18 protein-coding genes are annotated in these 26,157 nt (G+C 63.0%); 15 read left to right on the top strand and 3 right to left on the bottom strand.

The window, feature by feature from the left end:
• The first annotated feature begins 17 nt into the window (after nt 1–17).
• The 14 genes from V3B41_RS11785 to V3B41_RS11850 all read left to right on the top strand — a co-directional run bounded on the left by V3B41_RS11785 (nt 18) and on the right by V3B41_RS11850 (nt 22,300).
• Nucleotides 18–656 (top strand): tetratricopeptide repeat protein, encoded by a 639-nt coding sequence (locus V3B41_RS11785; protein ID WP_329861157.1) that lies wholly within the window; start codon nt 18–20, stop codon nt 654–656.
• Nucleotides 656–1,864, top strand: coding sequence for an outer membrane protein assembly factor BamB (bamB, locus tag V3B41_RS11790; protein ID WP_329861159.1), 1,209 nt, complete (start codon nt 656–658; stop codon nt 1,862–1,864). Before V3B41_RS11785 ends, bamB begins: the two co-directional genes overlap by 1 nt.
• A gap of 17 nt (nt 1,865–1,881) precedes the next feature.
• A complete protein-coding gene (gene der, locus V3B41_RS11795) occupies nt 1,882–3,279 on the top strand; it encodes a ribosome biogenesis GTPase Der (RefSeq protein ID WP_012479950.1) in 1,398 nt (465 codons plus the stop codon).
• A gap of 184 nt (nt 3,280–3,463) precedes the next feature.
• A complete protein-coding gene (gene moeB, locus V3B41_RS11800) occupies nt 3,464–4,600 on the top strand; it encodes a molybdopterin-synthase adenylyltransferase MoeB (RefSeq protein WP_049427444.1) in 1,137 nt (378 codons plus the stop codon).
• Between the two features lie 351 nt (nt 4,601–4,951).
• Nucleotides 4,952–6,784 carry a monovalent cation:proton antiporter-2 (CPA2) family protein gene (locus tag V3B41_RS11805; RefSeq protein ID WP_329861162.1) on the top strand — a complete coding sequence of 611 codons (1,833 nt, stop codon included), beginning with the start codon at nt 4,952–4,954 and terminating at the stop codon, nt 6,782–6,784.
• An 819-nt stretch (nt 6,785–7,603) separates the two neighbouring features.
• The gene (gene folD, locus V3B41_RS11810; RefSeq protein WP_049402332.1) at nt 7,604–8,482 is read left to right on the top strand and encodes a bifunctional methylenetetrahydrofolate dehydrogenase/methenyltetrahydrofolate cyclohydrolase FolD; all 879 of its coding nucleotides are present in this window, start codon (nt 7,604–7,606) and stop codon (nt 8,480–8,482) included.
• A gap of 263 nt (nt 8,483–8,745) precedes the next feature.
• The gene (gene guaB / locus V3B41_RS11815) at nt 8,746–10,203 is read left to right on the top strand and encodes an IMP dehydrogenase (RefSeq protein WP_005416248.1); all 1,458 of its coding nucleotides are present in this window, start codon (nt 8,746–8,748) and stop codon (nt 10,201–10,203) included.
• Between the two features lie 107 nt (nt 10,204–10,310).
• Nucleotides 10,311–10,787, top strand: coding sequence for a hypothetical protein (locus tag V3B41_RS11820; protein ID WP_329861164.1), 477 nt, complete (start codon nt 10,311–10,313; stop codon nt 10,785–10,787).
• Nucleotides 10,784–12,349, top strand: coding sequence for a glutamine-hydrolyzing GMP synthase (gene guaA / locus V3B41_RS11825; RefSeq protein WP_019337532.1), 1,566 nt, complete (start codon nt 10,784–10,786; stop codon nt 12,347–12,349). Before V3B41_RS11820 ends, guaA begins: the two co-directional genes overlap by 4 nt.
• Before the next feature lie 268 nt (nt 12,350–12,617).
• The gene (locus V3B41_RS11830; RefSeq protein WP_329861167.1) at nt 12,618–15,347 is read left to right on the top strand and encodes a DNA methyltransferase; all 2,730 of its coding nucleotides are present in this window, start codon (nt 12,618–12,620) and stop codon (nt 15,345–15,347) included.
• Nucleotides 15,344–16,357, top strand: a complete 1,014-nt coding sequence (locus V3B41_RS11835) for a hypothetical protein (protein WP_133050668.1) — start codon at nt 15,344–15,346, stop codon at nt 16,355–16,357. Before V3B41_RS11830 ends, V3B41_RS11835 begins: the two co-directional genes overlap by 4 nt.
• 2 nt (nt 16,358–16,359) lie before the next feature.
• The gene (locus tag V3B41_RS11840; protein WP_329861170.1) at nt 16,360–18,402 is read left to right on the top strand and encodes a DEAD/DEAH box helicase; all 2,043 of its coding nucleotides are present in this window, start codon (nt 16,360–16,362) and stop codon (nt 18,400–18,402) included.
• Nucleotides 18,395–19,597, top strand: a complete 1,203-nt coding sequence (locus V3B41_RS11845; protein ID WP_133050666.1) for a GIY-YIG nuclease family protein — start codon at nt 18,395–18,397, stop codon at nt 19,595–19,597. The genes V3B41_RS11840 and V3B41_RS11845 overlap by 8 nt, the downstream gene beginning before the upstream one ends.
• Nucleotides 19,598–19,705: 108 nt before the next feature.
• Complete coding sequence (locus V3B41_RS11850) at nt 19,706–22,300, top strand: AAA family ATPase (protein ID WP_133050665.1); 2,595 nt, start codon at nt 19,706–19,708, stop codon at nt 22,298–22,300.
• 162 nt (nt 22,301–22,462) lie between these two features.
• Here V3B41_RS11850 and V3B41_RS11855 read toward each other — a convergent pair whose 3' ends face one another.
• Together V3B41_RS11855 and V3B41_RS11860 are read right to left on the bottom strand one after the other, a co-directional pair.
• The gene (locus V3B41_RS11855; protein ID WP_329861172.1) at nt 22,463–22,819 is read right to left on the bottom strand and encodes a hypothetical protein; all 357 of its coding nucleotides are present in this window, start codon (nt 22,817–22,819) and stop codon (nt 22,463–22,465) included.
• A 554-nt stretch (nt 22,820–23,373) separates the two neighbouring features.
• A complete protein-coding gene (locus V3B41_RS11860) occupies nt 23,374–24,291 on the bottom strand; it encodes a LysR family transcriptional regulator (protein WP_329861174.1) in 918 nt (305 codons plus the stop codon).
• A 96-nt stretch (nt 24,292–24,387) separates the two neighbouring features.
• Here V3B41_RS11860 and V3B41_RS11865 point away from each other — a divergent pair, with 96 nt between their 5' ends.
• Nucleotides 24,388–25,227 carry a type 1 glutamine amidotransferase domain-containing protein gene (locus tag V3B41_RS11865; protein WP_329861176.1) on the top strand — a complete coding sequence of 280 codons (840 nt, stop codon included), beginning with the start codon at nt 24,388–24,390 and terminating at the stop codon, nt 25,225–25,227.
• Between the two features lie 93 nt (nt 25,228–25,320).
• Here the strand turns inward: V3B41_RS11865 and V3B41_RS11870 are convergent, their stop codons facing one another.
• Nucleotides 25,321–25,896: a hypothetical protein gene (locus V3B41_RS11870; protein WP_288418028.1), complete on the bottom strand. Its 576-nt coding sequence runs from the start codon at nt 25,894–25,896 to the stop codon at nt 25,321–25,323.
• Between the last annotated feature and the right edge of the window lie 261 nt (nt 25,897–26,157).

A 26,157-nucleotide genomic window follows, 5' to 3' on the forward strand; every position in this document is an offset into this window, starting at 1 on the left:
GCGGGGCGAGAGTACGCATGGCGATCGACGATCTGCTCGACGAGCACGAACAAAGTGAACGCGTCCGCAGCTGGCTGCGGAAGAATGGCGCCAGCATCCTCGGTGGCGTGGTCATCGCCATCGGTGCCATTGCCGGCTGGCAGTGGTACCAGAAGGATCAGGGCGGCAAGCTGGCCTCAGCCAATGTCGAGTACCAGAAGGCGCTCGTTGGCCTGCAGCAGAACAAGCTCGACGACGCCGCCAAGGCGGTCAAGGCGCTCGAAGCCGGCCCGTCCAGCATCTACGGCGACCTCGCGGCGCTGCAGCTGGCCAAGGCCCAGGTCGACGCCGGCAAGAACGAAGAAGCGCTGGCCACCCTGCGCGCCGTGAAGGTCGAAGGCGACCTGCAGCGCGTGGTCGACCAGCGCGTGGCCCGCCTGCTGGTGGCCACCGGCAAGAGCGACGAGGCGATCAAGCTGCTGGGCAGCGCCACCGACAGCAGCAGCCTGGAAATCCATGGCGATGCGCTGCTGGCGCAGGGCAAGCGCGATGACGCCCGTGCACAGTACGAGAAGGCGCTGAAGTCGCTGGACGTGGCAGCGCCGCAGCGGCGCCTGCTGGAAACCAAGGTTATGGATGCCGGCGGCACGGTCGCCGCCCCTGCGGAGTCGGTTTGATGAGTCAGAAGGTCATGATCACCCGCGTCGCCACCGTGCTCCTGATGGGCATGGCCCTGACCGGCTGCAGCACCATGAAGGGCTGGTTCGCCGGCAAGGACGCGGCAGCGAAGAAGGCCCAGGAGCCGGCTGAGCTGGTCAAGTTCGAGCCGAGCGTGAAGGTCAACAAGGCCTGGTCGGTCAACCTCGGCAAGGGCGAGCGCCGCATCGGCGTGCGCCAGGGCCCGGCCGTGGCCAATGGCCATGTGTTCGCCGCGGCGATCACCGGTGGCGTGCATGCCATCGACCTGCAGACCGGCAAGAAGGTCTGGACCTGGGAGCCGACCAAGGAAAAGAAGAAGCCGAAGCTGCGCCTGTCCGGCGGTCCGGGTGTTGGTGAGAACCTGGTCGTGATCGGCACGCTCGATGGCCAGGTCATCGCGCTGGACATCAATGACGGCAGCGAGAAGTGGCGCGCCCGTGTTCCGGGTGAGGTCATTGCCGCGCCGGCCGTGGCCCAGGGCCTGGTGTTCGTGCGCAGCAACGACGGCCGCGTCACCGCCTTCGATGCCGGCAACGGCACCCAGAAGTGGTTCAACCCGAGCGAGCTGCCGGCGCTGACCGTGCGCGGCAACGCCCCGGTGGTCACCGGTCCGGGCGTGCTGTTCATCGGCAAGGACGAAGGCGCGGTTGCCGCGCTGGCCATGCAGGATGGGCGTACCCTGTGGGAACAGAACCTTGGCAACGGCGAAGGCCGTACCGAGCTGGACCGCATGGCCGACGTCGACGGTGCTCCGGTGCTGGAGGGCAACACCCTCTTCGTGAGCAGCTTCAAGAACCAGACCATGGCCATCGAAGGTCCGACCGGTCGCCCGCTGTGGGCGCGTGACCATGGTGGTGCAGGTGGCGTGGCGGTGTCGTCGGGCAATGTGTTCGTCACCGACAACAAGGGTGGCGTGTTCGGCCTGGACAAGGCGACCGGCGCTGCCATGTGGTCGCAGACCGAGCTGGCGCGTCGTTCGCTGACCGGCCCGGCGCTGCACGGTGATTACGTGGTCGTTGGCGACTACAAGGGATACGTGCACTGGTTGAAGACCTCCGATGGTGCGATGGCGGCACGGGCGAAGAGCGGCGGTGACGCCCTGCTGGCCCAGCCGGTCGTCGTCGACGGGGTGCTGCTGGTGCAGAACGTGGATGGCAAGCTGACCGCCTTCCGGTTGGCAAATTAAAAATTGGAGTAATCGCGATGCTGCCTTTGGTCGCCCTGGTTGGACGGCCGAATGTCGGCAAGTCGACTATTTTCAATGCGCTTACGCGCACCCGTGACGCGCTGGTCCATGACCAGCCCGGCGTTACCCGTGACCGCAACTACGGCGTCTGCCGCCTCGACGAGGACAACCATTTCCTCGTCGTGGATACCGGCGGTATCGCCGGCGAAGACGAAGGCCTGGCCGGCGCCACCACGCGCCAGGCGCGGGCTGCCGCGGCCGAAGCCGATCTGATCCTGTTCGTCGTCGATGCCCGTGAGGGCACCTCGGCGCTGGACGACGAGATCCTGGCCTGGCTGCGCAAGCTGTCGCGCCCGACGCTGCTGCTGATCAACAAGATCGACGGCACCGACGAGGACAGCGTGCGGTCCGAGTTCGCCCGTTACGGCTTCGGCGAAATGCTGACCGTCTCGGCCGCGCATCGCCAGGGCCTGGACGACCTGCTGGACGAGGTGATCCAGCGCCTGCCGGAAGAAGGCAGCGGCGAAGAGCTGGACAACGATCCGAACCGCATCCGCATCGCCTTCGTCGGCCGCCCGAACGTGGGCAAGTCGACGCTGGTCAACCGCATCCTCGGCGAGGAGCGCATGATTGCCTCCGACGTGCCGGGCACCACCCGCGATTCGATCGCGGTGGACCTGGAGCGCGATGGCCGCGAATACCGCCTGATCGACACCGCCGGCCTGCGCCGCCGTTCGCGCGTGGACGAGGTCGTCGAGAAGTTCTCGGTGGTCAAGACCATGCAGTCGATCGAGCAGTGCCAGGTGGCCGTGCTGATGCTCGACGCCACTGAAGGCGTCACCGACCAGGACGCCACCGTGCTCGGTGCCGTGCTCGACGCCGGCCGTGCGCTGGTGATCGCCATCAACAAGTGGGATGGCCTGACCGAATACCAGCGCGAGCAGGCCGAAACCATGCTGTCGCTGAAGCTGGGCTTCGTGCCGTGGGCCGAATCGGTGCGCATCTCGGCCAAGCACGGCTCGGGCCTGCGCGAGCTGTTCCGCGCCGTGCACCGCGCGCACGAATCGGCGAACAAGACCTTCACCACCAGCGAAGTGAACAAGGCGCTGGAAGTGGCCTACGAGACCAATCCGCCGCCAACCATCCGCGGCCACGTCTCCAAGTTGCGCTACGTGCACCCGGCCGGTGCGAATCCGCCGACCTTCATCGTGCACGGCACGCGCCTGAAGGAGCTGCAGGAATCCTACAAGCGCTACCTGGAGAACTTCTTCCGCAAGCGCTTCAAGCTGATCGGCACGCCGGTGAGCTTCATCTTCCGCGAGGGTACCAACCCGTACGAGGGCAAGAAGAACGTCCTCACCGAGCGGCAGGTCAAGGCCAAGCGGCGCTTGATGAAGCACGTCAAGGGCAAGTGACGCAGAAAAAGGCGGCCGCAGGGCCGCCTTTTTCGTTGCCGGGGGTAACCCTGTAGAGCCGAGCCCATGCTCGGCTGCTGTTCGCGTAGTGCCACCGCCGCGCTGCTCGCGTCAGCCGAGCGCGGGCTCGGCTCTACAGGCTCTGGCCGAGGCGGGCTGGCATGACGTGGGCGATAATGCGGCCATGAGCATCCAAGAGCTTTCCCCCACGCAGGCGCGTGAACGCCTGGCCCATGGCGCCGTGCTGATCGATGTGCGCGAGGCGCACGAGCGTGCCGGTGGCATGGCCGAAGGCGCACGCGGCGTGGCCAAGGGCGAGCTGCAGGCCGATCCGGCCGCGCATCTGCCGCGTCACGACCAGGAAATCCTGCTGATCTGCCAGAGCGGCAAGCGCTCGGCCGATGCCGCGCAGTTCCTGCTGGAGGCGGGCTACACCAACGTCGCTTCCGTGACCGGCGGCACCGTGGCCTGGCGCGAGCAGTCGCTGCCGCTGGTGCAGCCGCTGGCCAGCGCCGCCGACCGCGATTTCTTTGATCGTTACTCGCGCCATTTGCTGTTGCCGCAGGTCGGGGAGGCCGGCCAGCGCCGGTTGCAGCAGTCGCGCGTGCTGGTGCTGGGCGCGGGTGGGCTGGGCGCGCCGGCTGGCTTCTATCTGGCCGCGGCCGGGGTGGGGCACCTGCGTTTCGCCGACCACGACCGCGTCGAGCGCAGCAACCTGCACCGGCAGATCGTGCATACCGAAGCCAGTGTCGGCCAGCTCAAGGTCGATTCCGCGCGCGAGCGGTTGCTGGCGCTGAACCCGTCCATCGACGTCGAAGCGGTGCCCGAGCGGGTCACCTCCGACAACGTGGATGCGCTGCTGGAGGGCGTGGACGTGGTGCTGGACGGCTCGGACAACTTCCCGCTGCGCTACCTGCTCAACGACGCCTGCATCAAGCACGCAAAACCGCTGGTGTATGCCGCCATCGAGCGCTTCGACGGCCAGGTCAGCGTGTTTGATGCAGGCCGCCAGCGTGGCGTGGCGCCGTGCTACCGCTGCCTGTTCCCCGAGCCGCCGCCGCCGGAGTTCGCGCCGAACTGTTCCGAGGCCGGGGTGCTGGGGGTGCTGCCTGGGTTGGCCGGCGTGCTGCAGGCCACCGAGGTGCTGAAGCTGTTGCTGGGCATCGGCGAGCCGCTGGTGGGGCGGCTGTTGCGTTTCGATGCGCTGGGCATGCGCTTCCGCGAGACCGGCATCCGGCCGGACCCGCACTGCCCGGTGTGCGCGCCGGGCGTGCCGTTCCCGGGGTATATCGATTACGCCGCGTTCTGCCGGGGCGGGTGAGGCTGGCCGGGGAGTCATCCACGCATGGCGTGGATCTACCGGGGCGCGGCGGCTGTGCGTCATCCACGCATGGCGTGGATCTACCGGGGCGCGGCGGCTGTGCGTCATCCACGCATGGCGTAGATCTACTGTAGAGCCGAGCCCATGCTCGGCTGCTTCTGGCCTCGGCACGAAGAGCAGCCGAGCATGGGCTCGGCTCTACAGCGACTTGCAACGATTTCGGGATGATGTCGGGGGGCGATCCCTGCATCGTTCCACCTCCAAGACAATCCGGCGCAACATGCGTGCTATTGCCGTCATCGGCATTGCTCTATTGTTGAACCCGATTCTGGATCTTGGGGAAAACACCGCATGGCGGTAGAAGCAGCGACCAGCGAGCTGGTCAAGGTCGTGGCCCTGTTGGGCGCGGCGGTGGTGATGGTGCCCCTGTTCCGCCGGGCCGGCCTGGGCTCGGTGCTGGGCTACTTTGCCGCTGGCCTGGCGATCGGACCGTTCGGGCTGGGCTGGTTCTCCGACCCGCAGGCGATCCTGCATACCGCCGAGCTCGGCGTGGTGATGTTCCTGTTCGTGATCGGCTTGGAAATGCGGCCGTCGCACCTGTGGAGCCTGCGCAAGGAAATCTTTGGGCTGGGCACGCTGCAGATCGTCACCTGCGCGCTGGTGCTGACCAGCATCGCCAAGCTGTTCGGCCTGCCGTGGCAGGTGGCCTTCATCGGCGCCACCGGCTTCGTGCTCACCTCCACCGCGGTAGTGATGCAGCTGCTGGCCGAGCGCGGTGACATCGCGCTGCCGTCGGGGCAGAAGATCGTCTCCATCCTGCTGTTCGAAGACCTGCTGATCGTGCCGTTGCTGGCACTGGTGGCCTGGATGGCACCGGGCGCGGGCAGCGTGGATGGCGAAGGCTCGCGCTGGCTGTCGGTGGCGATCGGCGTCGGTGCCATCGTCGGCCTGGTGCTGGTCGGCCGCTTCCTGCTCAACCCGTTGTTCCGCGTGCTGGCCGAATCGAAGGCGCGCGAGGTGATGACCGCCGCCGCGCTGCTGGTGGTGCTGGGTGCGGCGCTGCTGATGCAGCTGTCCGGCCTGTCGATGGCGATGGGCGCGTTCCTGGCCGGCGTGCTGCTGAGCGAGTCGACCTTCCGCCACCAGATCGAAGCGGACATCGAGCCGTTCCGCGGCATCCTGCTGGGCCTGTTCTTCCTCAGCGTGGGCATGGCGCTGGACCTGGGCGTGGTGGCGGGCAACTGGCAGCTGATCCTCGGCCTGGTGCTGGCGTTGATGGCGGCCAAGGCGCTGTGCATCTACGTGGTCGCGCGCATCATGGGCAGCGACCACGCACAGGCGCTGGACCGTGGCGTGCTGATGGCACAGGGCGGCGAGTTCGCCTTCGTGCTGTTCTCCGCCGCGGCATCGGCCGGCGTGATCAACATGGAGATCAATGCCAACTTCACCGCCGTGGTGGTGCTGTCGATGGCGCTGACCCCGCTGGTGGTGCTGCTCTACAAGCGCATCGCACCGAAGCCGACGGTGAACATGGACGGCGTGGACGAAGCCGATGGCCTGTCCGGCAGCGTGCTGCTGATCGGCTTTGGCCGCTTCGGCCAGGTCGCCAGCCAGTCGCTGCTGGCGCGCGACGTGGACGTGACCATCATCGACAACGATGTGGAGATGATCCAGAGCGCGGCGCGATTCGGTTTCAAGATCTATTACGGCGATGGCACGCGGTTGGATGTGCTGCATGCTTCGGGTGCGGCCACCGCGCGGGCGATCGCGGTGTGCGTGGACAAGGCCGAGGCGGCTGATCGCATCGTTGAACTGGTGTCGCACGAGTTCCCGCAGGCCAAACTGATGGTGCGCTCGTTCGACCGCGAGCATTCGCTGCGGTTGATCCATGCCGGCGTCGATTTCCAGATCCGCGAGACGTTCGAGTCGGCGGTGCTGTTCGGCCAGGCCGCGCTGGTGGAGCTGGGTGCGGACGAGGACGACGCGGTGGAGATTGCCGAGCAGATCCGTCGCCGCGATGCCGAGCGTTTTGAGCTGGAGATTGCCGGTGGTGGTTTGAATGCAGGTGCGCGGATGATCTACGGCAACAGTCCGCAGGGCGTACCGACGCCGACGCCGTTCACCGCGCCGAAGCGGGCAAGCAAGACGTTGAACCCGCAGGACGTGCCGGAAGAGGAAGAGTAGAGCCGAGCCCGTGCTCGGCTTGCTCTTCGGTCAGGTTGCGAAAAAGCTGCGCTGCGCGTGAGCCGAGCGTAGGCTCGGCTCTACAAGGGCGGGCCGGTCGGCTGTAGAGCCGAGCCCATGCTCGGCTTGCTCTTCGGTCAGGTTGCGATAAAGCCGCGCTGCGCGTGAGCCGAGCGTAGGCTCGGCTCTACAAGAGTGGGGCGGACGGTTGTAGAGCCGAGCCCACGCTCGGCTGCTCTTCGGTCAGGTTGCGAAAAAGCCGCGCTGCGCGCGTGAGCCGAGCGTAGGCTCGGCTCTACAAGGGCGGGCCGGTCGGCTGTAGAGCCGAGCCCATGCTCGGCTGCTCTTCGGTCAGGTTGCGAAAAAGCCGCGCTGCGCGTTTGAGCCGAGCGTAGGCTCGGCTCTACAAGAGTGGGGCGGACGGTTGTAGAGCCGAGCCCATGCTCGGCTGCTCTTCGGTCAGGTTGCGATAAAGCCGCGCTATGCGCGTGAGCCGAGCGTAGGCTCGGCTCTACAAGAGTGGGGCGGACGGTTGTAGAGCCGAGCCCATGCTCGGCTGCTCTTCGGTCAGGTTGCGAAAAAGCCGCGCTGCGCGCGTGAGCCGAGCGTAGGCTCGGCTCTACAAGGGCGGGCCGGTCGGCTGTAGAGCCGAGCCCATGCTCGGCTTGCTCTTCGGTCAGGTTGCGATAGAGCCGCGCTATGCGCGTGAGCCGAGCGTAGGCTCGGCTCTACAGGGGCGGGTCGGCCGGCGTCGTGGCGGTGGGCGAGGGGGCCTGAATCGGGGACAATAGCGTCCCCGCCGCCCCACGCCTGCCCCCGATGACCGATTCCGCCCCCCAGCATCCTGCCCGCATCCTTGATGGCCGCCGCATCGCCGAGGACCTGCTCGACAGCCTGAAGGTGCGCGTTGACGCCCGCGTGGCGGCCGGCGGCAGCCGTCCAGGCCTGGCCGTGGTGCTGGTCGGTGGCGACCCGGCCTCGACCGTGTACGTGCGCAACAAGCGCCGTGCCGCCGAGAAGGTCGGCATCGAGGCGCATGACTACGACCTGCCGGCCGGTACCACCGAAGCCGAGCTGCTCGACCTGATCGACCAGCTCAACGCCGATCCGAAGATCAACGGCATCCTGATCCAGCTGCCGCTGCCGGGCATTCCCGACGCGCGCCGGCTGATCCAGCGCATCGACCCGCGCAAGGACGTGGACGGCTTCCACCCGGAAAACGTCGGCCACCTGGCCCTGCGCGAGTTCGGCCTGCGCCCGTGCACCCCGCGCGGCATCACCACGCTGCTGGGCCACACCGACCAGCCGGTGCGTGGCCGCAACGCCACCATCGTGGGCGTGAGCAACCACGTCGGCCGCCCGATGGGCCTGGAGCTGCTGATTGCGGGCTGCACCGTGACCAGCTGCCACAAGTTCACCCCCAAGGACGTGCTGGAACAGGCCGTGCGCAACGCCGACATCCTGGTGGTGGCGGTCGGCCGCCCGGGCATCGTGCCGGGCGAGTGGGTGAAGCCGGGCGCGGTGGTGATCGACGTGGGCATCAACCGGCTGGACGACGGCCGGTTGGTGGGCGACGTTGGGTTTGAGGCCGCTGCCCAGCGGGCCAGCTGGATCACCCCGGTGCCGGGTGGCGTCGGCCCGATGACCGTGGCCACGCTGATGCAGAACACCCTGGAAGCGGCGGAAGCGCTGAGCTGACCCGTCCCCCCCTGAATGAATCACCGCCCCGCGCGACGCTGCGGCACCGCTTGGTGGTGCCGGGCCTCGGGCCTCCTGTAGAGCCGAGCCTATGCTCGGCTCATCGCGGTCTGGCGGAAAGCAGCCGAGCGTGGGCTCGGCTCTACAGGTGAGCGGGTGCGACACTGTGTCGCGCGAAGTTCCAATTCTGGCTACCAAAAATGCTGTTCTTGGCCCCTGAAAAGGGGTAAAATGTCGCGCTTCCCCACATCTCGGGTATGCCGATGCTGCGCATCCAGGCTGAAGCACTCACTTACGACGACGTCTCGCTCGTCCCCGCCCACTCGACCATCCTGCCCAAGGACGTCAACCTCGAAACGCGGTTGACTCGCGACCTGAAGCTGAAGCTTCCGATCCTGTCTGCAGCCATGGATACCGTCACCGAAGCCCGCCTGGCCATCGCCATGGCCCAGCTCGGCGGCATGGGCATCATCCACAAGAATCTCAGCCTGGAACAGCAGGCCGCGGAAGTGGCCAAGGTCAAGAAGTTCGAGGCCGGTGTCATCCGCGACCCGATCACCGTCGGCCCGGAAACCACCATCCGCGACGTGCTGGCCCTGACCCAGGCGCACAATATCTCCGGCGTGCCGGTGGTGGGCAGCGACGGCCAGCTGGCCGGCATCGTGACCCATCGCGACATGCGCTTCGAGACCGAGCTGGACGATCCGGTCCGCCACATCATGACCAAGAAGGATCGCCTGATCACGGTCAAGGAAGGCGCCGCGTCCGACGAAGTGCTGCAGCTGCTGCACCGCAACCGCATCGAAAAGGTGCTGGTGGTCAATGACTCGTTCGAACTGCGTGGCCTGATCACCGTCAAGGACATCCAGAAGAACACCGACTTCCCGAACGCTGCCAAGGATCTGTCGACCCGCCTGCTGGTCGGCGCTGCCGTCGGCGTGGGTGGCGATACCGATCGCCGCGTGGAAGCGCTGGTCGCCGCCGGCGTGGACGTGATCGTGGTCGATACCGCGCACGGCCACTCGCAGGGCGTGCTGGACCGCGTCAGCTGGGTCAAGAAGAACTTCCCGAACGTGCAGGTCATCGGTGGCAACATCTGCACCGGCGAAGCCGCATTGGCGCTGCTGGACAGCGGCGCGGACGCGGTCAAGGTCGGCATCGGCCCGGGCTCGATCTGCACCACCCGCGTCGTTGCCGGCGTCGGCGTGCCGCAGGTGACCGCCATCGACCTGGTGGCCGAAGCGCTGCAGGACCGCATCCCGCTGATCGCCGACGGTGGCATCCGCTACTCGGGCGACATCGGCAAGGCGCTGGCCGCCGGTGCCTCGACCATCATGGTTGGTGGCCTGCTGGCCGGTACCGAGGAATCGCCGGGCGAGACCGAGCTGTACCAAGGCCGTTCGTACAAGAGCTACCGCGGCATGGGTTCGCTGGCTGCCATGGAGAAGGGGTCGAAGGACCGCTACTTCCAGGACGCCGCCACCGCCGACAAGCTGGTGCCGGAAGGCATCGAAGGCCGCGTGCCGTACCGCGGCCCGGTGGGCGGCATCATCCACCAGCTGATGGGCGGCCTGCGCGCCACCATGGGCTACGTGGGCTGCGCCACCATCGAAGACATGCGCAGCAAGCCGAAGTTCGTGAAGATCAGCGGCGCCGGCCAGCGTGAGAGCCACGTCCACGACGTGACCATCACCAAAGAGCCGCCGAACTACCGCGCCTGATGCGCTTGCGAACTGCTCTTGCGATTACGGGCAGCCTGCTGATGGCAGGCTGTTCGTTGTCCGAACCGCCGCCGCGCTCCGGGTCTCCGGGCGCGGCGGTTTCGCAAGTGAGGGACGTGCAGGCGTGCCAGAACGCGTTCTCGCTGCCGAAGGGCTGGCAGGTGCAGGCCGCAGGCGAGCAGCGCTGGCTGCTGAAAGGCACCGGCGAGCGCCCGCTGCAGGTCACGCTGCAATGCATCACCGAGCTGCTGCACGGGCCGGATGATCCGGTGCTGACGCCGGTGCTGGGCGCGCTGGAACCCGCACGGATGAGCGTGCGCTGGGCGTCCTGGGGCGCTGCGGAGTCGGGCGTCTCGATGGCGGCGCTGCAACGGCGCATCGTGCCTGGCACCGAAGTGCAGGAAATCGCCGAGCTGCCGCGCGCTGACCGCTCCAACCCCAACGCACCGCATGGCCTGCTGATGCTGCGCTGGGACGAGGAAGACCCCTCACATATTCAACAACGCGAGGCGTTCATCGCCACGCTGACACAGAGCCTTGAAGCGCCGGGCGCTGCGAAAAACACCACTGGAACGGCACCATGACCAACATCCATAACGACAAGATCCTCATCCTCGATTTCGGCGCGCAGTACACGCAGCTGATCGCCCGCCGCATCCGCGAGCTGGGCGTCTACTGCGAAATCTGGGCGTGGGACCACAACCCGGCCGAGATCGCGGCGTTTGGCGCCAAGGGCATCATCCTGTCCGGTGGCCCGGAATCGACCACGCTGCCGGGTGCCCCGGCCGCGCCGCAGGAAGTGTTCGACAGCGGCCTGCCGATCTTCGGCATCTGCTATGGCATGCAGACCTTGGCCGCGCAGCTGGGCGGTGCGACCGAAGCCGCTGACCAGCGCGAGTTCGGCCACGCCGAAGTGAACGTGATCAACCCCGATGCGCTGTTCAAGGGCCTGAGCGACCACGGCGGCGAGCCGAAGCTGAATGTCTGGATGAGCCACGGCGACCATGTCTCCGTTGCACCGCCGGGCTTCACCATCACCGCCACCACCGACCGCATTCCGGTGGCCGCCATGGCCAACGAAGAAAAGCGCTGGTACGGCGTGCAGTTCCACCCGGAAGTGACCCACACCTTGCAGGGCCAGGCGCTGCTGCGCCGCTTCGTGGTGGATGTGTGCGGCTGCCAGACCCTGTGGACCGCCGCCAACATCATCGACGACCAGATCGCCCGCGTTCGCGAGCAGGTGGGCGATGATGAAGTGATCCTGGGCCTGTCCGGCGGCGTCGATTCGTCCGTTGTGGCCGCGCTGCTGCACAAGGCCATCGGCGAGAAGCTGACCTGCGTGTTCGTCGATACCGGCCTGTTGCGCTGGCAGGAAGGCGACCAGGTGATGGCAATGTTCGCCGAGCACATGGGCGTAAAGGTGGTGCGCGTGAATGCCGCCGACCGTTACTTCGCCGCGCTGGAAGGCGTGAGCGACCCGGAAGCCAAGCGCAAGATCATCGGCAACCTGTTCGTTGAGATCTTCGACGAAGAGTCGAACAAGCTGAGCAACGCCAAGTGGCTGGCGCAGGGCACCATCTACCCGGACGTGATCGAGTCGGCCGGCAGCAAGACCGGCAAGGCGCATGTGATCAAGAGCCACCACAACGTGGGCGGCCTGCCGGAGCACATGAAGCTGGGCCTGGTGGAGCCGCTGCGCGAGCTGTTCAAGGACGAAGTGCGCCGTCTGGGCGTTGAGCTGGGCCTGCCGCGCACCATGGTCTACCGCCACCCGTTCCCGGGTCCGGGCCTGGGCGTGCGTATCCTGGGCGAGGTGAAGCCGGAGTACGCCGAGCTGCTGGCCAAGGCCGATGCCATCTTCATTGATGAGCTGCGCAAGGCCGACTTGTACGACAAGACCAGCCAAGCGTTTGCCGTGTTCCTGCCGGTGAAGTCGGTGGGCGTGGTGGGCGATGCGCGCGCTTATGAGTGGGTGATTGCGCTGCGGGCTGTGGAGACGATTGACTTCATGACCGCGCACTGGGCGCATCTGCCGTATGAGTTCCTGGGGACGGTGAGCAACCGGATCATCAATGAGTTGCGGGGGGTATCGCGGGTTGTTTATGACATCTCTGGGAAGCCGCCGGCTACTATTGAGTGGGAGTGAGTAGGCGTCTGGCGCTGGCTGTCAACCAGTAGCGCGAAGGTGCACGTAAGCCCGCGCCACTGCGGGCTTTTTTATGATCTCGCTCGGCGTACGGCGGGCGATCATTTGGCATCCCTAAATACCATTTCTTCATGGCATGATGGATGCAATTGAATGCTTCTATGTCATGAGAAGCCGCCGATAGCCTAGAAAACGTAGGACAAGACATGAGCGCCCCACAGAATGACAGCAGCCTAGCGGCTAAGCCGCGAAATGGAGCTGCACGCCCATGAATGCAGTAGAAATCGAACAGGCCATCACAGATCTCGCGGGGCGTCCCTTTGACCCCGCAGAGTTTCCCTATTTGTTCCTTGAAGCTTTCGGTAACAAGGCGACGACCATCAAGCGCCTACGCGCCGGGGCCTCGAACAAGTCTGACTTGGGTGGTGTTCTTCAGACAAGCAACATCCACATCCTGATCTGCGATGCAGGGCAGGTGACGCAGAAGCTAGCCGCCCTCAAGGCAAGTCCGGCGACTGCCAAGGCAAAATCGAGGTTCATTCTCGCCACCGACGGTATAGGCTTCGAAGCCGAGGACTTGACCAGTGGCGAGACTGTCGCCTGCGCTTTCAAGGACTTTCCGGATCACTTCGGTTTCTTCTTGCCATTAGCGGGCATAAGCACCGTCCGCCAGATTAGTGAGAATGCCTTCGATATCCGGGCCACGAGTCGCCTGAATCGTCTGTACGTCGAACTATTGAAGGACAACCCTGATTGGGGTGAGGCAGAACGCCGCCACGACATGAATCACTTCATGGCGCGGCTAATCTTCTGCTTCTTCGCTGAGGATACCGACATCTTCGTCGGTAGGGTTGGCTTCACCGAAGTTGTGGAAATGATGAGCGCCAAGGACTCGGCGAATACTCACGAGGTCATTGCTACCCTGTTCCGCGCCATGAACACCAAGCGCGAGGATCGGATGGCTGCCAGCATCCCGCGGTGGGCGGAGGATTTCCCCTACGTAAATGGCCAGCTGTTTGCCGGCAGCAATTCAGTTCCTCGGTTCAGTAGGATTGCCCGGTCCTACCTGCTCCACGTTGGCGGTTTGGATTGGACCAGGATCAATCCCGATATCTTCGGCTCGATGATTCAGGCTGTTGCCGACGATGAGGAGCGCGGCGAGCTGGGCATGCATTACACCAGCGTTCCCAACATCCTTAAGGTGCTGAATCCACTATTCCTCGATGAACTACGTGCGCGACTGGCAGATGCGGGCGAGAACCCCCGCATTCTGCTTAACCTGCGCAAACGCATGGCGAAGATCAGGGTCTTTGACCCAGCCTGTGGTTCCGGCAATTTTCTAGTAATCGCCTACAAGGAAATGCGTGCCATCGAAGCTGACATTAATCGTCGGCGCGGCGAACCGGACCGTGCGTCAGAGATCCCACTTACGAACTTTCGAGGAATCGAGCTGCGCGACTTCCCGGCTGAGATCGCACGCCTTGCTCTGGTCATCGCGGAGTATCAGTGCGATGTGCTGTATCGAGGCCAAAAACTCGCGCTCTCGGAATTTCTGCCGCTACGCAACGAGAATTGGATCACTTGTGGAAATGCGCTTCGCCTTGATTGGCTGAGCGTCTGTCCACCAACAGGGAACGGAGTAGAGCTTGCTGGCGACGATCTGTTCCAGGCGCCGCTGGATCAGGCGCTAATCGATTTTGAGAATGAGGGGGGGGAGACATATATATGTGGAAACCCTCCGTATAGGGGTAGCAAGTGGCAAGATCAAGAGCAGAAGGCTGATCTCGCGTTTGCGTGGGCTGAGCATCCGCACCTTGCCAAGATCACCGACTTCGTCTCGGGCTGGATTGCAGCTTATCTCAAATATGCTCGCGCGGTGCCAGACGCGGTGGCGGCCTTTGTTACCACTAATAGTATCTGTCAAGGTCAGCAAGCATCCGAGATTTGGCCTGTAGTGACTAAGCAAGGAAGGGAGCTTCGATTTGCGCACGCTCCCTTTACTTGGAAAAATCTCGCAGTTCATAACGCCGGCGTCACTGTAATAATTATTGGTCTGGGTCCAGAATCATCTTCGTCGAAGCGTCTGTTCGAAGATAATGGTCTCGTCCGCGAGTGTGATGTCATTGGGCCATATCTTGTGCCCAATATGCCCGATGCCATCACAAAGGCGAACAGGCCGTTAGGACTTCAGTCCCCTATGTTGTTCGGAAACATGCCTCGTGACGGAGGACACTTGTTCCTCACACCACGAGAGGCGCACGAGCTTCGTCTGAATCCTGATACGCGTTCTTATGTGCGCAGATTCCTCGGCTCAGACGAATTGATCAATGGAAAGCTCCGCTTTTGTCTCTGGATCAAGGACGAAGAGGTTGAGGCCGCAAAGAGAAGTTCATTCATCGCCGATCGCCTCGACCTCGTCGCTGATAACAGGATGCGATCTCCTGCCGAATCTACCCGTGCATTCGCGGACTCACCTCACCGTTTTGTCCAGATTGCGGGAACTGCGAAGAGGTCGGCAATTGTTGTGCCAAGAGTATCTTCTGAGAATCGCGAGTATCTTCCGGTCGATCTTGTGACTGCCGACTGCATCATTGGTGATCGAAACTTCGCTCTTTATGATGCGCCGCTTTGGAATTTAGCACTGATTGCATCTCGTCTGCATTGGGTGTGGATAGGTACGGTTTGCGTTCGCATGCGTACAGACTTCTCCTACTCAAATACCTTGGGGTGGAATACTTTCCCGATTCCCGCCCTTACCGAAAAGAATCAGGATGACCTTAATCGGGCATCTGAAAATATTCTAATTGCACGTGAAAGATGCTTTCCCAAGACCATTGCCGAACTCTACGGCGCGATTGGTATTCCGGAAGAGCTGCGCGAGGCGCATCGCCAAAATGATGAACTGGTGGAGAGGATTTACTTTGGTCGCCGAATGAGAAATGATACAGACAGATTGGAAAGCTTGTTTGCACTATACCGTAAGGTGGTGGCGAGATGAGTGGCTTCGCACATGATCCCCAATTTGGCAAAACGACGATTTCAGAGATGGAGCGAGTAAGGCTTGCTATTGCTGCAAATGAATTTTTCGGATGTTTTGCTTATGTAACTCAGTCGGGCTTTCGAGTGTTCGAGCTGAGCGTCGGGAAGGATTTTTGGCTGAAAACAAGTTCTCGATGGCTGTTCGGAATCGACTATGGCCGGACGGATCCGCGCGCGCTGCGTGCTATTGCAGATTGTGCCAATTCGGAGGTCAGAATATTTGACGGACGCTTTGTCGTAGATCGACCTGGCTTTGATCCTCGTCGCGACTTTCATCCCAAGGTCGCGATGATGAAGAACGCGACCACCAACATGCAAGGGATTGTGCTTGGCTCCGGTAACTTCTCGAATAATGGTCTTCGACGCAGCGTCGAGGCTGGCTCGGCAATTATTTCTACGGATAAAGCTTATTTTGATGAGCACATCAAACCAGTTCGGTCCGTGTTCGAGAAGCTGTGGGCGCAAGCTTGCCCGCTGGCCGATATTTTAAATAGCTATGAAGATCGTTTGGCGACTCTTGTTGATTCGCGCGATGTGAAGCGATCGGTAAACGTTGCTGGTCCGGTTAGTGGATTTTGGATCGAGGCGGGATACGTCACAAAGAATCGCGGACAAGATAAGCCGGGAAATCAGATTTTCGCCCCCAATGGGTTCCGTGACTATTTTGGGCTAAAGAAATTAGGTGCTGAATCAACGCAGATCGGCGCGATTAATTTCAGGACAGAGGTGGGCCCTTCGGTTACGAAGATCTATCGTGAAAATGATAATGGAATGGAGAAGTTGGCATTGCCAATGCCCGAAGATCATGGATTTGGTGTTTATGATGGAAAGGTTTTGGTCTTCAGGCCGGAAGGTGAGTATTTTCTGTTAACTGCAGTCGAACTTGAGGAGTTTGATGTGCTTTATGGGCACAGATTAGTAAACGTCAGGAAGATGGTTGGGGGAAGGCGTTTCGGGGGGTTTATCTAATCATGTCGTCTGTTCCGTCCATTTCCGTTTCGTATGCACAGAATGGCTGTTCCACCAAGGCCAACGCTCTTGGTATGCGCCCAATGCAAGAGCGGGTCTATGAGAGGCGCGGAGAGCAATATCTGCTGATTAAGTCGCCTCCCGCTTCGGGCAAGAGCCGCGCACTGATGTTCGTGGCACTCGACAAGCTCGAGAATCAGGGTTTGAAGCAGGTGATCATCGTCGTGCCGGAGAAGTCCATCGGTGCCAGCTTCAATGACGAGCCGCTGTCGAAGTACGGCTTCTGGTCCGACTGGCAGGTTCAACCCAAGTGGAACCTGTGCAACGCGCCAGGCAACGACAACGGCGGGAAGGTCAAGTCGCTGGGCGCATTCCTTGAAGGCGACGACAGGGTGCTGGTCTGCACCCATGCGACCTTCCGCTTCGCGGTCGATGCCTACGGCGTGGAGGCGTTCGATGACCGACTGATCGCGGTGGATGAGTTCCACCACGTTTCAGCCAACCCGGACAACAAGCTCGGCTTGCATCTGGGACAATTCTTCGCGCGTGGCAAGACGCATATCGTCGCCATGACCGGTTCCTATTTCCGGGGCGACGCCGAGGCCGTGCTGGCCCCGCAGGACGAGTCGAAGTTCGATACTGTCACCTACACATACTACGAGCAGCTCAACGGCTACGAATACCTCAAGCAACTCGATATCGGCTACTTCTTTTACAGCGGCCCTTATGTCGATGACATCCTCAACGTCATCGACCCCGGCGAGAAGACCATCATCCACATTCCCAACGTCAATTCGCGCGAGAGCACGAAGGACAAGATGCGCGAGGTGGAACACATCATCGAGGCGCTGGGTGAGTGGCAGGGCATCGACGCTGCCACCGGCTTCCAGCTCGTCAAGCGCCCTGATGGCCGCGTGCTACGCATCGCCGATCTTGTCGATGATGATGCTGCCAAGCGTGACCGTGTATCCGCTGCGCTCAAGGATCCGGCGCAGAAGAACAACCGGAACCATGTGGACATCATCATCGCGCTGGGCATGGCGAAGGAGGGCTTCGACTGGATTTGGTGCGAACACGCCCTAACCGTGGGCTACCGCGCCAGCCTGACCGAGATCGTTCAGATCATCGGTCGTGCAACCCGCGACGCGCCTGGTAAGACCCGCGCAAGGTTCACCAACCTGATCGCCGAGCCGGACGCTGCTGAGGAAGCTGTCACCGAGGCCGTCAACGATACGTTAAAGGCCATCGCGGCAAGCTTGTTGATGGAGCAGGTTCTCGCTCCGCGCTTCGAGTTCAAGCCCAAGAATCCTGACAGTGGCCCGACGCCGGGTTTTAACTACGGCGAGGGCGGCTACGACTCTGACCGCTGTAATGTCGGTGTCAATGAGCAGACAGGCTCGTACCAAATCGAGATCAAGGGCCTCGCCGAGCCCAAGAGCAAGGAAGCAGCGCGAATCTGCCAGGAAGACCTGAACGAAGTCATCGCGGCCTTCGTGCAGAACAAGCCCACCATCGAGCGCGGCCTGTTCGATGAGGAGCTGGTGCCCGAGGAGCTGACGCAGGTTCGCATGGGCAAGATCATCAAGGACAAGTATCCCGAGCTGGATTCTGAAGATCAGGAGGCCGTGCGCCAGCACGCCATCGCCGCCCTCAACCTCACGCAGCAGGCCAAGCGGCTTGTCACCGAAGGCGAGAGCGATGGGTCGCCAAACACTGCCCTGATCGACGGCGTGCGCCGCTTCGCGATGGACGTACGCGAGTTGGATATCGACCTTGTCGACCGCATCAACCCCTTTGGGGAAGCCTACGCCATCCTTGCAAAGACCATGAGCGAGGACAGCTTGAAGCAGGTCGCGGCGGCCATCTCGGCCAAGCGCACTTGCCTGACGCCGGACGAGGCGAAAGAGATGGCCGTTCGGGCTGTTCAGTTCAAGAAGGAGCGCGGTCGCATTCCGGCGCTCGATTCCCAGGATGCCTGGGAGCGACGCATGGCCGAAGGCGCTGCCGCCTTCATGCGTTTCAAGGCGGAGGGACGTTATGAGTAACTCCGATCTTGACGACCTGGCGGCAGAGCTGGTCGAGTTCGCTCCGCTTGAGAAGAAAAGTGGCCGCCCAGCCAGCGAGGAGCGTGTCATTGCTGGCTTCGAGGAAATCCAACGCTTCACAGAGCAGCACGGGTGTGCGCCGCAGCATGGCGAAGACCGCGACATATTCGAGCGCCTATATGCCGTGCGGCTCGACCGTCTACGCGCGCTCGCGGATTGCCGCGCCTTGCTTGGGCCGCTAGACCATCAGGGCTTGCTTGCTGGTGCAGCGACTGTTGCCGCTTCGGCTGACGAAACTGTCGACGTCGACGACCTGGCTGCCGAACTCGGGGATGTTGCCCGCGCGGACGACATCACGGTCTTGCGCCATGTCCGTACCAGCGCCGAAAAGCGCGCCGCCGACGAGATCGCGGATCGGAAGCCCTGCGAGGACTTCGAGACCTTCCGGCCCTTGTTCGAGCGGGTGCAAGCGGAAGTCAAAACCGGTATGCGTCAGTCCCAGCTCATCGAAGCGGGCCGCCGTGCGATTGAAGCCGGGGACTTTTTCGTTCTCGATGGTCTTACTCTCTACGTTGCCGAGGTCGGCGAGCCGTTGAAAACCACCGCCGGGGAAGTGGACCGCCGTCTGCGCCTCGTCTTCTCCAACGGGACAGAAAGCAATCTGCTGCTGCGCTCGCTCCAGCGAGCGTTCTACAACGACCCTGCGGCGCGGCGGCTGACCTCGCCTGAGAGCGGGCAACTCTCTTTCGGCGGTGAGCTTGAGGCCGATGATGTTGAAAGTGGCACGATCTACGTCCTACGCTCCCTCTCCGATCATCCCTATGTCGCGCAACATCGCGACATTATCCACAAGATGGGTGTGACAGGTGGCAGGGTGGAGACGCGCATCGCCAACGCCGAACACGACTCCACCTACCTGCTGGCCAAGGTCGAAGTGGTGGCGACCTACAAGCTTGCGGGCATCAATCGCACCCGGATGGAAAAACTGTTCCACAGACTGTTCGCGCCCGCGCGGTTGAACATCACGATCAACGACCGCTTCGGTCATCCTGTGCAGCCCGAGGAATGGTTTCTCGTTCCGCTGTTCGTGATCGACGAGGCCGTTGCACGTATCAAGGACGGCAGCATCACCGGCTACGTCTACGACCCTAAGGCCGCGAAGCTAGTGAAGGCGGCGGAGGGGGGGGGGGCATGAGCAGCGGAGCTATCTACTAGCCTCTTGCTGCCGTCGGAGAGGATAGGGATGCAGCAGTGGACGACACGATGGTTCTTGACGAACGAATCTTGACGACGAGGCCCAGCCATGACCGTGCTTGATGACATCCTGAATTGGTCGCGGGATCGCCCTGCATGGCAGCGGGACGCCCTGCGGCGGCTTGTCGAGATGGGAGAGCTTACCGAGGACGACATTGCCGCCTTGGCAGAAATTTGCAAGGCCGCTCATGGGTTAGCCGAGGCGCAAGGCGGCGTACCGCTGGATGCAGCGTACCTCCCAAGCAGGAATGCAGCGCAAGGCGCTGTAGCCCTTGAATCCATCTTTCACCGCGAGGGCGTCAATGCCCTCGCACAAGACCAGACCCTAAAGTTCGGCCCTCGCCTTACCGTCGTCTATGGCGACAACGGGGCGGGCAAGACCGGTTACACCCGTATTCTCAAGACAGCTTGCCGGGCGCGCGGGAGGGAGCAGATTCTTGGCAACGTCGCGGCGGGCGCGGCGCCGCCCCGTCAGGTCGTCGCCATAAAGTACCGTGTTCAAGGCGAACCGGAGGCGAGGGAATGGGCCGGTCAGGCAGACGACAACTTCATTGCGCGCGTGAGCGTCTTCGACACGCAGAGCGCATCGGTCTATCTCAAGGAAAAGACAGATGTTGCCTTCCGGCCCTTCGGCCTGGACCTCTTCGACAAGTTGGTTCAAGCGGCCAAAGCCGTTCGCACACGACTCGAAGCAGAGCAACGGGCGCTTGGCGAGAGCGCCATATCCGACCTGTTGCCATTGGTGCCGGAGGGAACCGCCGTAGCGAGGCTCCTCAACGGCTTGAGCGTTCTCACAGAGACGGAGCACGTCAAGACTCTCGCAACACTGACGGACGACGAGGCCGCCAAACTCGCGTTGCTGGAGAAGTCCATTCTCGATTTGCAGGCGGCTGACCCTGCAAAATTGCTCCAGCAGCTCAAGCTGCGCGGGGCGCGCGTCCAAGCCCTCTGCCAGCACGTCCAGCATGTCGACGCCGCGCTTTCTAACGAGTCCGTGTCCGCCATCTTCGACGCGCGGGCGGAGTGGCGGCGCAGGAAGGAAGAGGCTGATCGCCTGCGTACAGCGACGTTTCCTGCCGGGCTTCTGCCGGGCACCGGCTCCGATGCTTGGAAGGGCTTTTGGCAAGCGGCAAGCATCTTCTCGCAGGAAGCGGCATATCCCGGTCAACCGTTCCCGGTTGTTGGTGAGGCCGCGCAGTGTGTCCTGTGCCAGCAGGGCCTAGACCACGATGCCAGTCATAGGCTGGGGCGATTCGCCGCCTTCATCGCCTCCACGACGGAGCGCGAACTGCGCGACGCGCGCGAACTACATGATCGGCAGCGAAAGGCTATTGCCGCGCTCGTCGTGCGCCCCGAAGCTGTCCAAGACACCATCAATGACCTCAGCATAGAGAATGAAGCCCTCGCTGGCCGAATCGACGCGGCGCTTGCCGCCGCTGACGCGCGTCGCCAAGCGGTGATGGCGGCATTGGAGACAGATTCCGAGTTTCCGCAGGACAATCCGGCAGTCGCATCCGTCCTCCCTGACATCACGACACTCTCGGCGCAGCTTGACGAGCGCGTGAAGGCGTTGAGCGGAGACGCTACCGCCGAGAAGCGAAGGCAACTCAATGCCGAGGCGGCAGAGCTGCGCGCGCGCGTCCTACTCGCCAAGCATGAGAATACCGTGTTGCAGGAGATCGACCGTAAGAAGCGGCTCGCTGCCTATGAACAGTCCAAGAGCGACACCGCCACGCAGGCCATCACAAGGAAGAGTAGTGAAGTGACGCGTGCTGTCGTCACGCAGAAGCTCAAGGACACCTTCCAAGAGGAGTTGCAGGGCCTCGCGTTCCGGCACATCGAAGTCGAGTTGCAGGAAGCCGGCGGTGCGGAGGGTGTTCTTTATCACAAGCTGGCGCTAACGCGCGCGCCGGGCGTTCAACTTCCGAAGGTCGTTAGCGAAGGCGAGCAGCGTTGCCTATCCATTGCTGCGTTTTTCGCCGAACTGAGCACTGCTGACGATCCATCGGGAATCGTCTTCGACGATCCCGTGTCCTCGCTCGACTACCGCTGGCGCGAAGGCGTTGCCCTCCGTCTCGTCGAAGCCGCCAAGACAAGGCAAGTCATCGTCTTCACGCATGATGTCGTCTTTCTTCTCTGGCTAAAGCAGTTTGCGGAGGAACAGCAGGTCGAGCAACTTGACCAACATATTAGACAGCTTTCGGCGGGCGCGGGGGTCTGCACCGAGGAACTGCCGTGGGTTGCGATGCCAATCAGGAAGAAGATTGGATACCTCAATAGCGAGCATCAAGCCGCTGCCAAGCTGTCCCGTGACGGGCATCAGGATGCTTACGAGAAAGAGGCCAAAAACATCTATGGCCTCTTGCGCGAAGCGTGGGAGCGCGCTCTTGAAGAAGTGCTCTTGTGCAAGATCGTTGAACGGTATCGGCCCGGCGTCCAAACACAGCAGATCGCAAAGCTTGCGGATGTCACCGAAGAAGACTGCCGGCAGGTTGATGCCGCCATGAGCAAATGCTCCCGATGGCTGCGCGGTCACGATCAGGCTGCTGCTGCTCGTGCCCCGGTCCCAGGACCGGACGAATTGAAGGCCGACATCGACGCGCTCGACAGCTGGGTGAAAGCTATCAACAAGCGCCGTGGTTGAGGTCAGCGGTCTCGTTCGAGCCATGGCGTATTGATGGAGGAGAACGAAGCGCGGTTTAAACGAGTGATGTTCCCAGGCCGCCGGCATGGATGAACGCCAGGAGCGCAGGGCCTAACGAAGCTGTACAAAGCCGTCTTGGTCCCGCGGCTATTGTCAAGAGTATCACTCCGGCCTCACCTCGTGGCACGCCCACTCAGCCAGCCCTCTGCATGCCAAGAACAGTCCATCAACAATTCCCTCATCCAAATGCCGTTCTGGCTCCGCTGCCACCCGGCAGCGGTCTGCCGCGTGCAGTAGCTCCAGCACCGTCAGCGCGCCGACCATCGCACGCTCGCTCCTGGCCAGGCTCACACGCCGGCCGGGTGACACATCGGTTTCCGGCCAAGGATGCCCATCAGCGCCCTCACAGCCGCGCATGCGCTTGAGGATGCCGAGCAGGGAGTTCAGGTCGGGCTGGGGAGTGTCGTCGTTGATGGGTTCAACAAAGGTGTACGAAGAGAAGGTATCGGATTCGTTCATGGCGTCGGCTTCCGTGGCTGTGCTTAACAGCGCCACCGCGTTGCGGGGTGGCGGGCGATGCGTGGCTGCAAACCGGGACGAAGTAGTGCCATGACCGGTGGGCCCGAAGGCCCCCACGCACCGCCCGCCAGATAGGCCGACGGATTGCCCGCCGGCACCGGTTAAGGACGGTGCCGACGGGCAAGCGTAAACAACAGGCACAGCAATCGTCGCGGGTTTGCAGACCCGGAGCCACCCGTTGTCGGTGGCACGTCATGGTGTTTACGCCGCCGCTCCGAATGCCAATAGAAATTCGCGAAGGAATCGCTGAATCCGAGAGCGAAGAACTATTGTTGCACGCACCATTCGTGCAGCACGCGACGCGAGCAGACGCATTCGCGCAGCTACTCTGCTGATGGCGAATCAAAGTGGCGCAATCGCCCACGCCACAAGCGATTAGCGCGACAGCCTTCTTTGCAACAGTTCTTAGTCTGCCTGGGCAGGCAGCGGCGTCAGATCAGCCTCAGCGGTCGAAGATCGGTTCAAAACCGACACCGATAGCAAGCCTCGCGGCTTCAACCAACGCCAGCCTCACCCGCATTCCCCACCAACAACTCAATCATCGCCCGCGCCGCCGCAGACTGCCGCCGATGCGGCGCATAGATCATCGAGAACGGCCGCGATCTTCCCCGCAGCTGCGGCAGCACTTCCACCAGCTGCCCACGCATCAACCGCTCGCGCACGATGAACTCATAGCTCTGGCAGATGCCGATGCCCTGTTCGGCCAGCGACACCACGCCAAGCACGTCGTCGGAGGTTTCGATGGACGAGCGCGGCAGCCAGTCCACGTCGCGCCCGCCATCGCGGAACACCCACGGCGCCAGCCGTCCCGTACGCGGCATCACAAACGGCAGGCACAGGTGCTGCTGCAGGTCGTCCAGGGTCTGCGGCGTGCCGTGGCGCTGCAGATAGTCCGGCGCGGCCACCAGCAGCAGTGGGGCGTCCTCCAACTTGCGCGCCACCAGCCCGCTGTCCGGCAGCTGGCCCAGGCGGATGGCCAGGTCGAAGCCTTCGGCCACCAGGTCCACGTTGCGGTTGGTGATGTTCAGTTCCACCTGCACCTGCGGGTACTGCTGCGCAAAGCGCGCCAGCACGGGCGGCAGCCGGTAGTGGCCATAGGTGGTGGGCACGCTCAGGCGCACGCGGCCGGCCAGCGCACCATCCTGGGCCAGTACGTCGCGCTCGGCGTCGTCCAGCAGGCCGAAGGCGGTGCGCACCTGTTCCAGATAGAGCCGCCCGGCGTCGGTCAGACCCACGCGCCGGGTGGTCCGCTGCAGCAGTTGCCGGCCCAGCCGCGCTTCCAGGCGGGTGACCGCGCGGCTCAGCACCGAGGGCGTGGTGGACAGCGCCACCGCGCCGGCCGTGAACGAGCCGTGCTCGACCACCGCAAGGAACACCTCCACATCGCCCAGGTAGTCGAACTTGCGGCTCATTTGGCTCTCCGGGGAACAGATGTTTTGCGATGGGGCCAATTTATCGCCGGTGGGGCGATGAATAAAGTGGCCGCCATTCCCCGATAGGAGCTCCCCATGAACCTGATGACCCGGCTGGCCGCAGCGCTGGCCCTGACCCTGGCCGCGACCGGCGCGCATGCCGCCAACGTGCTGGTGGTGCTGTCCGACGAGAACCACCTGGACCTGAAGGACGGCAAGGTGCTGTCCACCGGCTTCTATCTCAACGAACTGATGCAGCCGGTCAAGCTGCTGCTGGACGCGGGCCACGAGGTGACCTTCGCCACGCCGCAGGGGCGGGCGCCCACGGTGGATGCGTCCTCGGTGACGGCGGCGTACTTCGGCAACGATGCCGCGCAGCTGACGCTGCACAAGGACCTGATGGAGAAGCTGGCGCTGACCTCCCCGACGGCCTCGCCGGTGGTCAGCCTGGCGCGCATTGAGCAGCAGGGCTACGCGCGTTTCGATGCGGTCTACATTCCCGGTGGCCACGCGCCGATGCAGGACCTGCTGAAGAGCCCAGCGCTGGGCCGCTTGCTGGCCGACTTCCACCAGCGCAACAAGACCACCGCGCTGGTTTGTCACGGGCCGATCGCGCTGCTGTCCACGCTGCCGGATGCTGCGGGTTTCGTAGCAAAGCTGGAGGCGGGTGCGATGCCGGCCACGCCGAAGTGGATCTACAGCGGCTACCAGATGACGGTGATCAGCAACCAGGAAGAAGCGCAGGCCAAACCGTTGCTGGGCGGCGGTGAGATGAAGTTCTACCCGCAGACCGCGCTGCAGCGGGCGGGGGCGAAGTTCAGCAGCAACACCACGCCGTGGACCGGGCATGTGGTGGTGGACCGCGAGCTGATTACCGGGCAGAACCCGGCTTCGGCGATGGAGGTGGGGCAGCGGTTGGTGGAGCGGTTGAAGTAGGGGGGCTACGAAGCAGGGTGCCGGCCTTGTGGGCCGAGGGGCCAGCGCCTCGGCCTGTCTGTGGAAGTGCCAGCGTGGTCGGCAGAGCGGGCATCAGCCCTTCGCGAGCGCTGCCCCTGACAGATCTTCAATCTGGGAAAGCGCGTGACGCGTCGCAGCCCAATCGCCGGCGTGCCTGATTGCCACGCCGCCCGCTGCTGTCCAGGCATCACAGTTCGCTTCGAAATCGTCGATCAGAACATCGCCTGGCTGGTGCATGAAAAGAGGCTTGTGCCTGCCGCCGAGCACAGGCAAGACCAGGCAGGTTGCTGACAGGTGTTCGCGGACCCACTGCCGCTTCTGCATGGCAGCGAGTGGATAGTTCGATTTCGGGCAGGCCGTGAGAATCACCGGGTTCAAGTGGTGGATGCTGTGGAAGAACTCTACTGCACCGTGCATCGGCGGAAGGTCGCGGAAAAATGACGGGTGGTTGTTGATGTGCCCCCACATTTCATCGTCGGCAAGCACGCGGTGGTCCAGGCCAAACAGGGCGGGAAATGCCGCGTCGAAGTCGGCCATCACGCCATCAAGATCTACGTAGATGGTGCGTCGGGATGCACTCGATCCACCTGTGCGTTGGTTGGCGAGCGGGTCCATCACCGGCATGGTCTTCACATCGTCAGCGTTCATTTGCGCGTTCTCCTTTCAAGAGTGGGCTTTCTTCTTCATCGGTTCCCCAGTAGCGGGGCAAAGTGCTTGGTGATTGCGACAGATATGGCAGCAATCGCGATGCCGCTGGCGTCGGTCCAGGGCGAAAGAGTGATGGCCTGCAACCCCGCCAATGCGGAACGCCAGAGTGCCTTTTGAGTCCATCAGGCGCTGCTGCAGCGGGACGGTGCACCGTGCCGTAACAACACAATACGGGCACCACCAACCAGAATTGAAACTGAG

The organism is Stenotrophomonas sp. SMYL89, assembly GCF_036319985.1.
Classification (GTDB): domain Bacteria; phylum Pseudomonadota; class Gammaproteobacteria; order Xanthomonadales; family Xanthomonadaceae; genus Stenotrophomonas; species Stenotrophomonas maltophilia_Q.

Coding starts and splice junctions, on each gene's coding strand:
- V3B41_RS11865 (WP_329861176.1), top strand. CDS start 24,388: ATGAACCTGATGACCCGGCTGGCCGCAGCGCTGGCCCTGACCCTGGCC.
- V3B41_RS11845 (WP_133050666.1), top strand. CDS start 18,395: ATGAGTAACTCCGATCTTGACGACCTGGCGGCAGAGCTGGTCGAGTTC.
- guaA (WP_019337532.1), top strand. CDS start 10,784: ATGACCAACATCCATAACGACAAGATCCTCATCCTCGATTTCGGCGCG.
- V3B41_RS11850 (WP_133050665.1), top strand. CDS start 19,706: ATGACCGTGCTTGATGACATCCTGAATTGGTCGCGGGATCGCCCTGCA.
- folD (WP_049402332.1), top strand. CDS start 7,604: ATGACCGATTCCGCCCCCCAGCATCCTGCCCGCATCCTTGATGGCCGC.
- guaB (WP_005416248.1), top strand. CDS start 8,746: ATGCTGCGCATCCAGGCTGAAGCACTCACTTACGACGACGTCTCGCTC.
- V3B41_RS11830 (WP_329861167.1), top strand. CDS start 12,618: ATGAATGCAGTAGAAATCGAACAGGCCATCACAGATCTCGCGGGGCGT.
- V3B41_RS11840 (WP_329861170.1), top strand. CDS start 16,360: ATGTCGTCTGTTCCGTCCATTTCCGTTTCGTATGCACAGAATGGCTGT.
- V3B41_RS11870 (WP_288418028.1), bottom strand. CDS start 25,896: ATGAACGCTGACGATGTGAAGACCATGCCGGTGATGGACCCGCTCGCC.
- V3B41_RS11835 (WP_133050668.1), top strand. CDS start 15,344: ATGAGTGGCTTCGCACATGATCCCCAATTTGGCAAAACGACGATTTCA.
- V3B41_RS11805 (WP_329861162.1), top strand. CDS start 4,952: ATGGCGGTAGAAGCAGCGACCAGCGAGCTGGTCAAGGTCGTGGCCCTG.
- der (WP_012479950.1), top strand. CDS start 1,882: ATGCTGCCTTTGGTCGCCCTGGTTGGACGGCCGAATGTCGGCAAGTCG.
- moeB (WP_049427444.1), top strand. CDS start 3,464: ATGAGCATCCAAGAGCTTTCCCCCACGCAGGCGCGTGAACGCCTGGCC.
- V3B41_RS11785 (WP_329861157.1), top strand. CDS start 18: ATGGCGATCGACGATCTGCTCGACGAGCACGAACAAAGTGAACGCGTC.
- V3B41_RS11855 (WP_329861172.1), bottom strand. CDS start 22,819: ATGAACGAATCCGATACCTTCTCTTCGTACACCTTTGTTGAACCCATC.
- bamB (WP_329861159.1), top strand. CDS start 656: ATGAGTCAGAAGGTCATGATCACCCGCGTCGCCACCGTGCTCCTGATG.
- V3B41_RS11860 (WP_329861174.1), bottom strand. CDS start 24,291: ATGAGCCGCAAGTTCGACTACCTGGGCGATGTGGAGGTGTTCCTTGCG.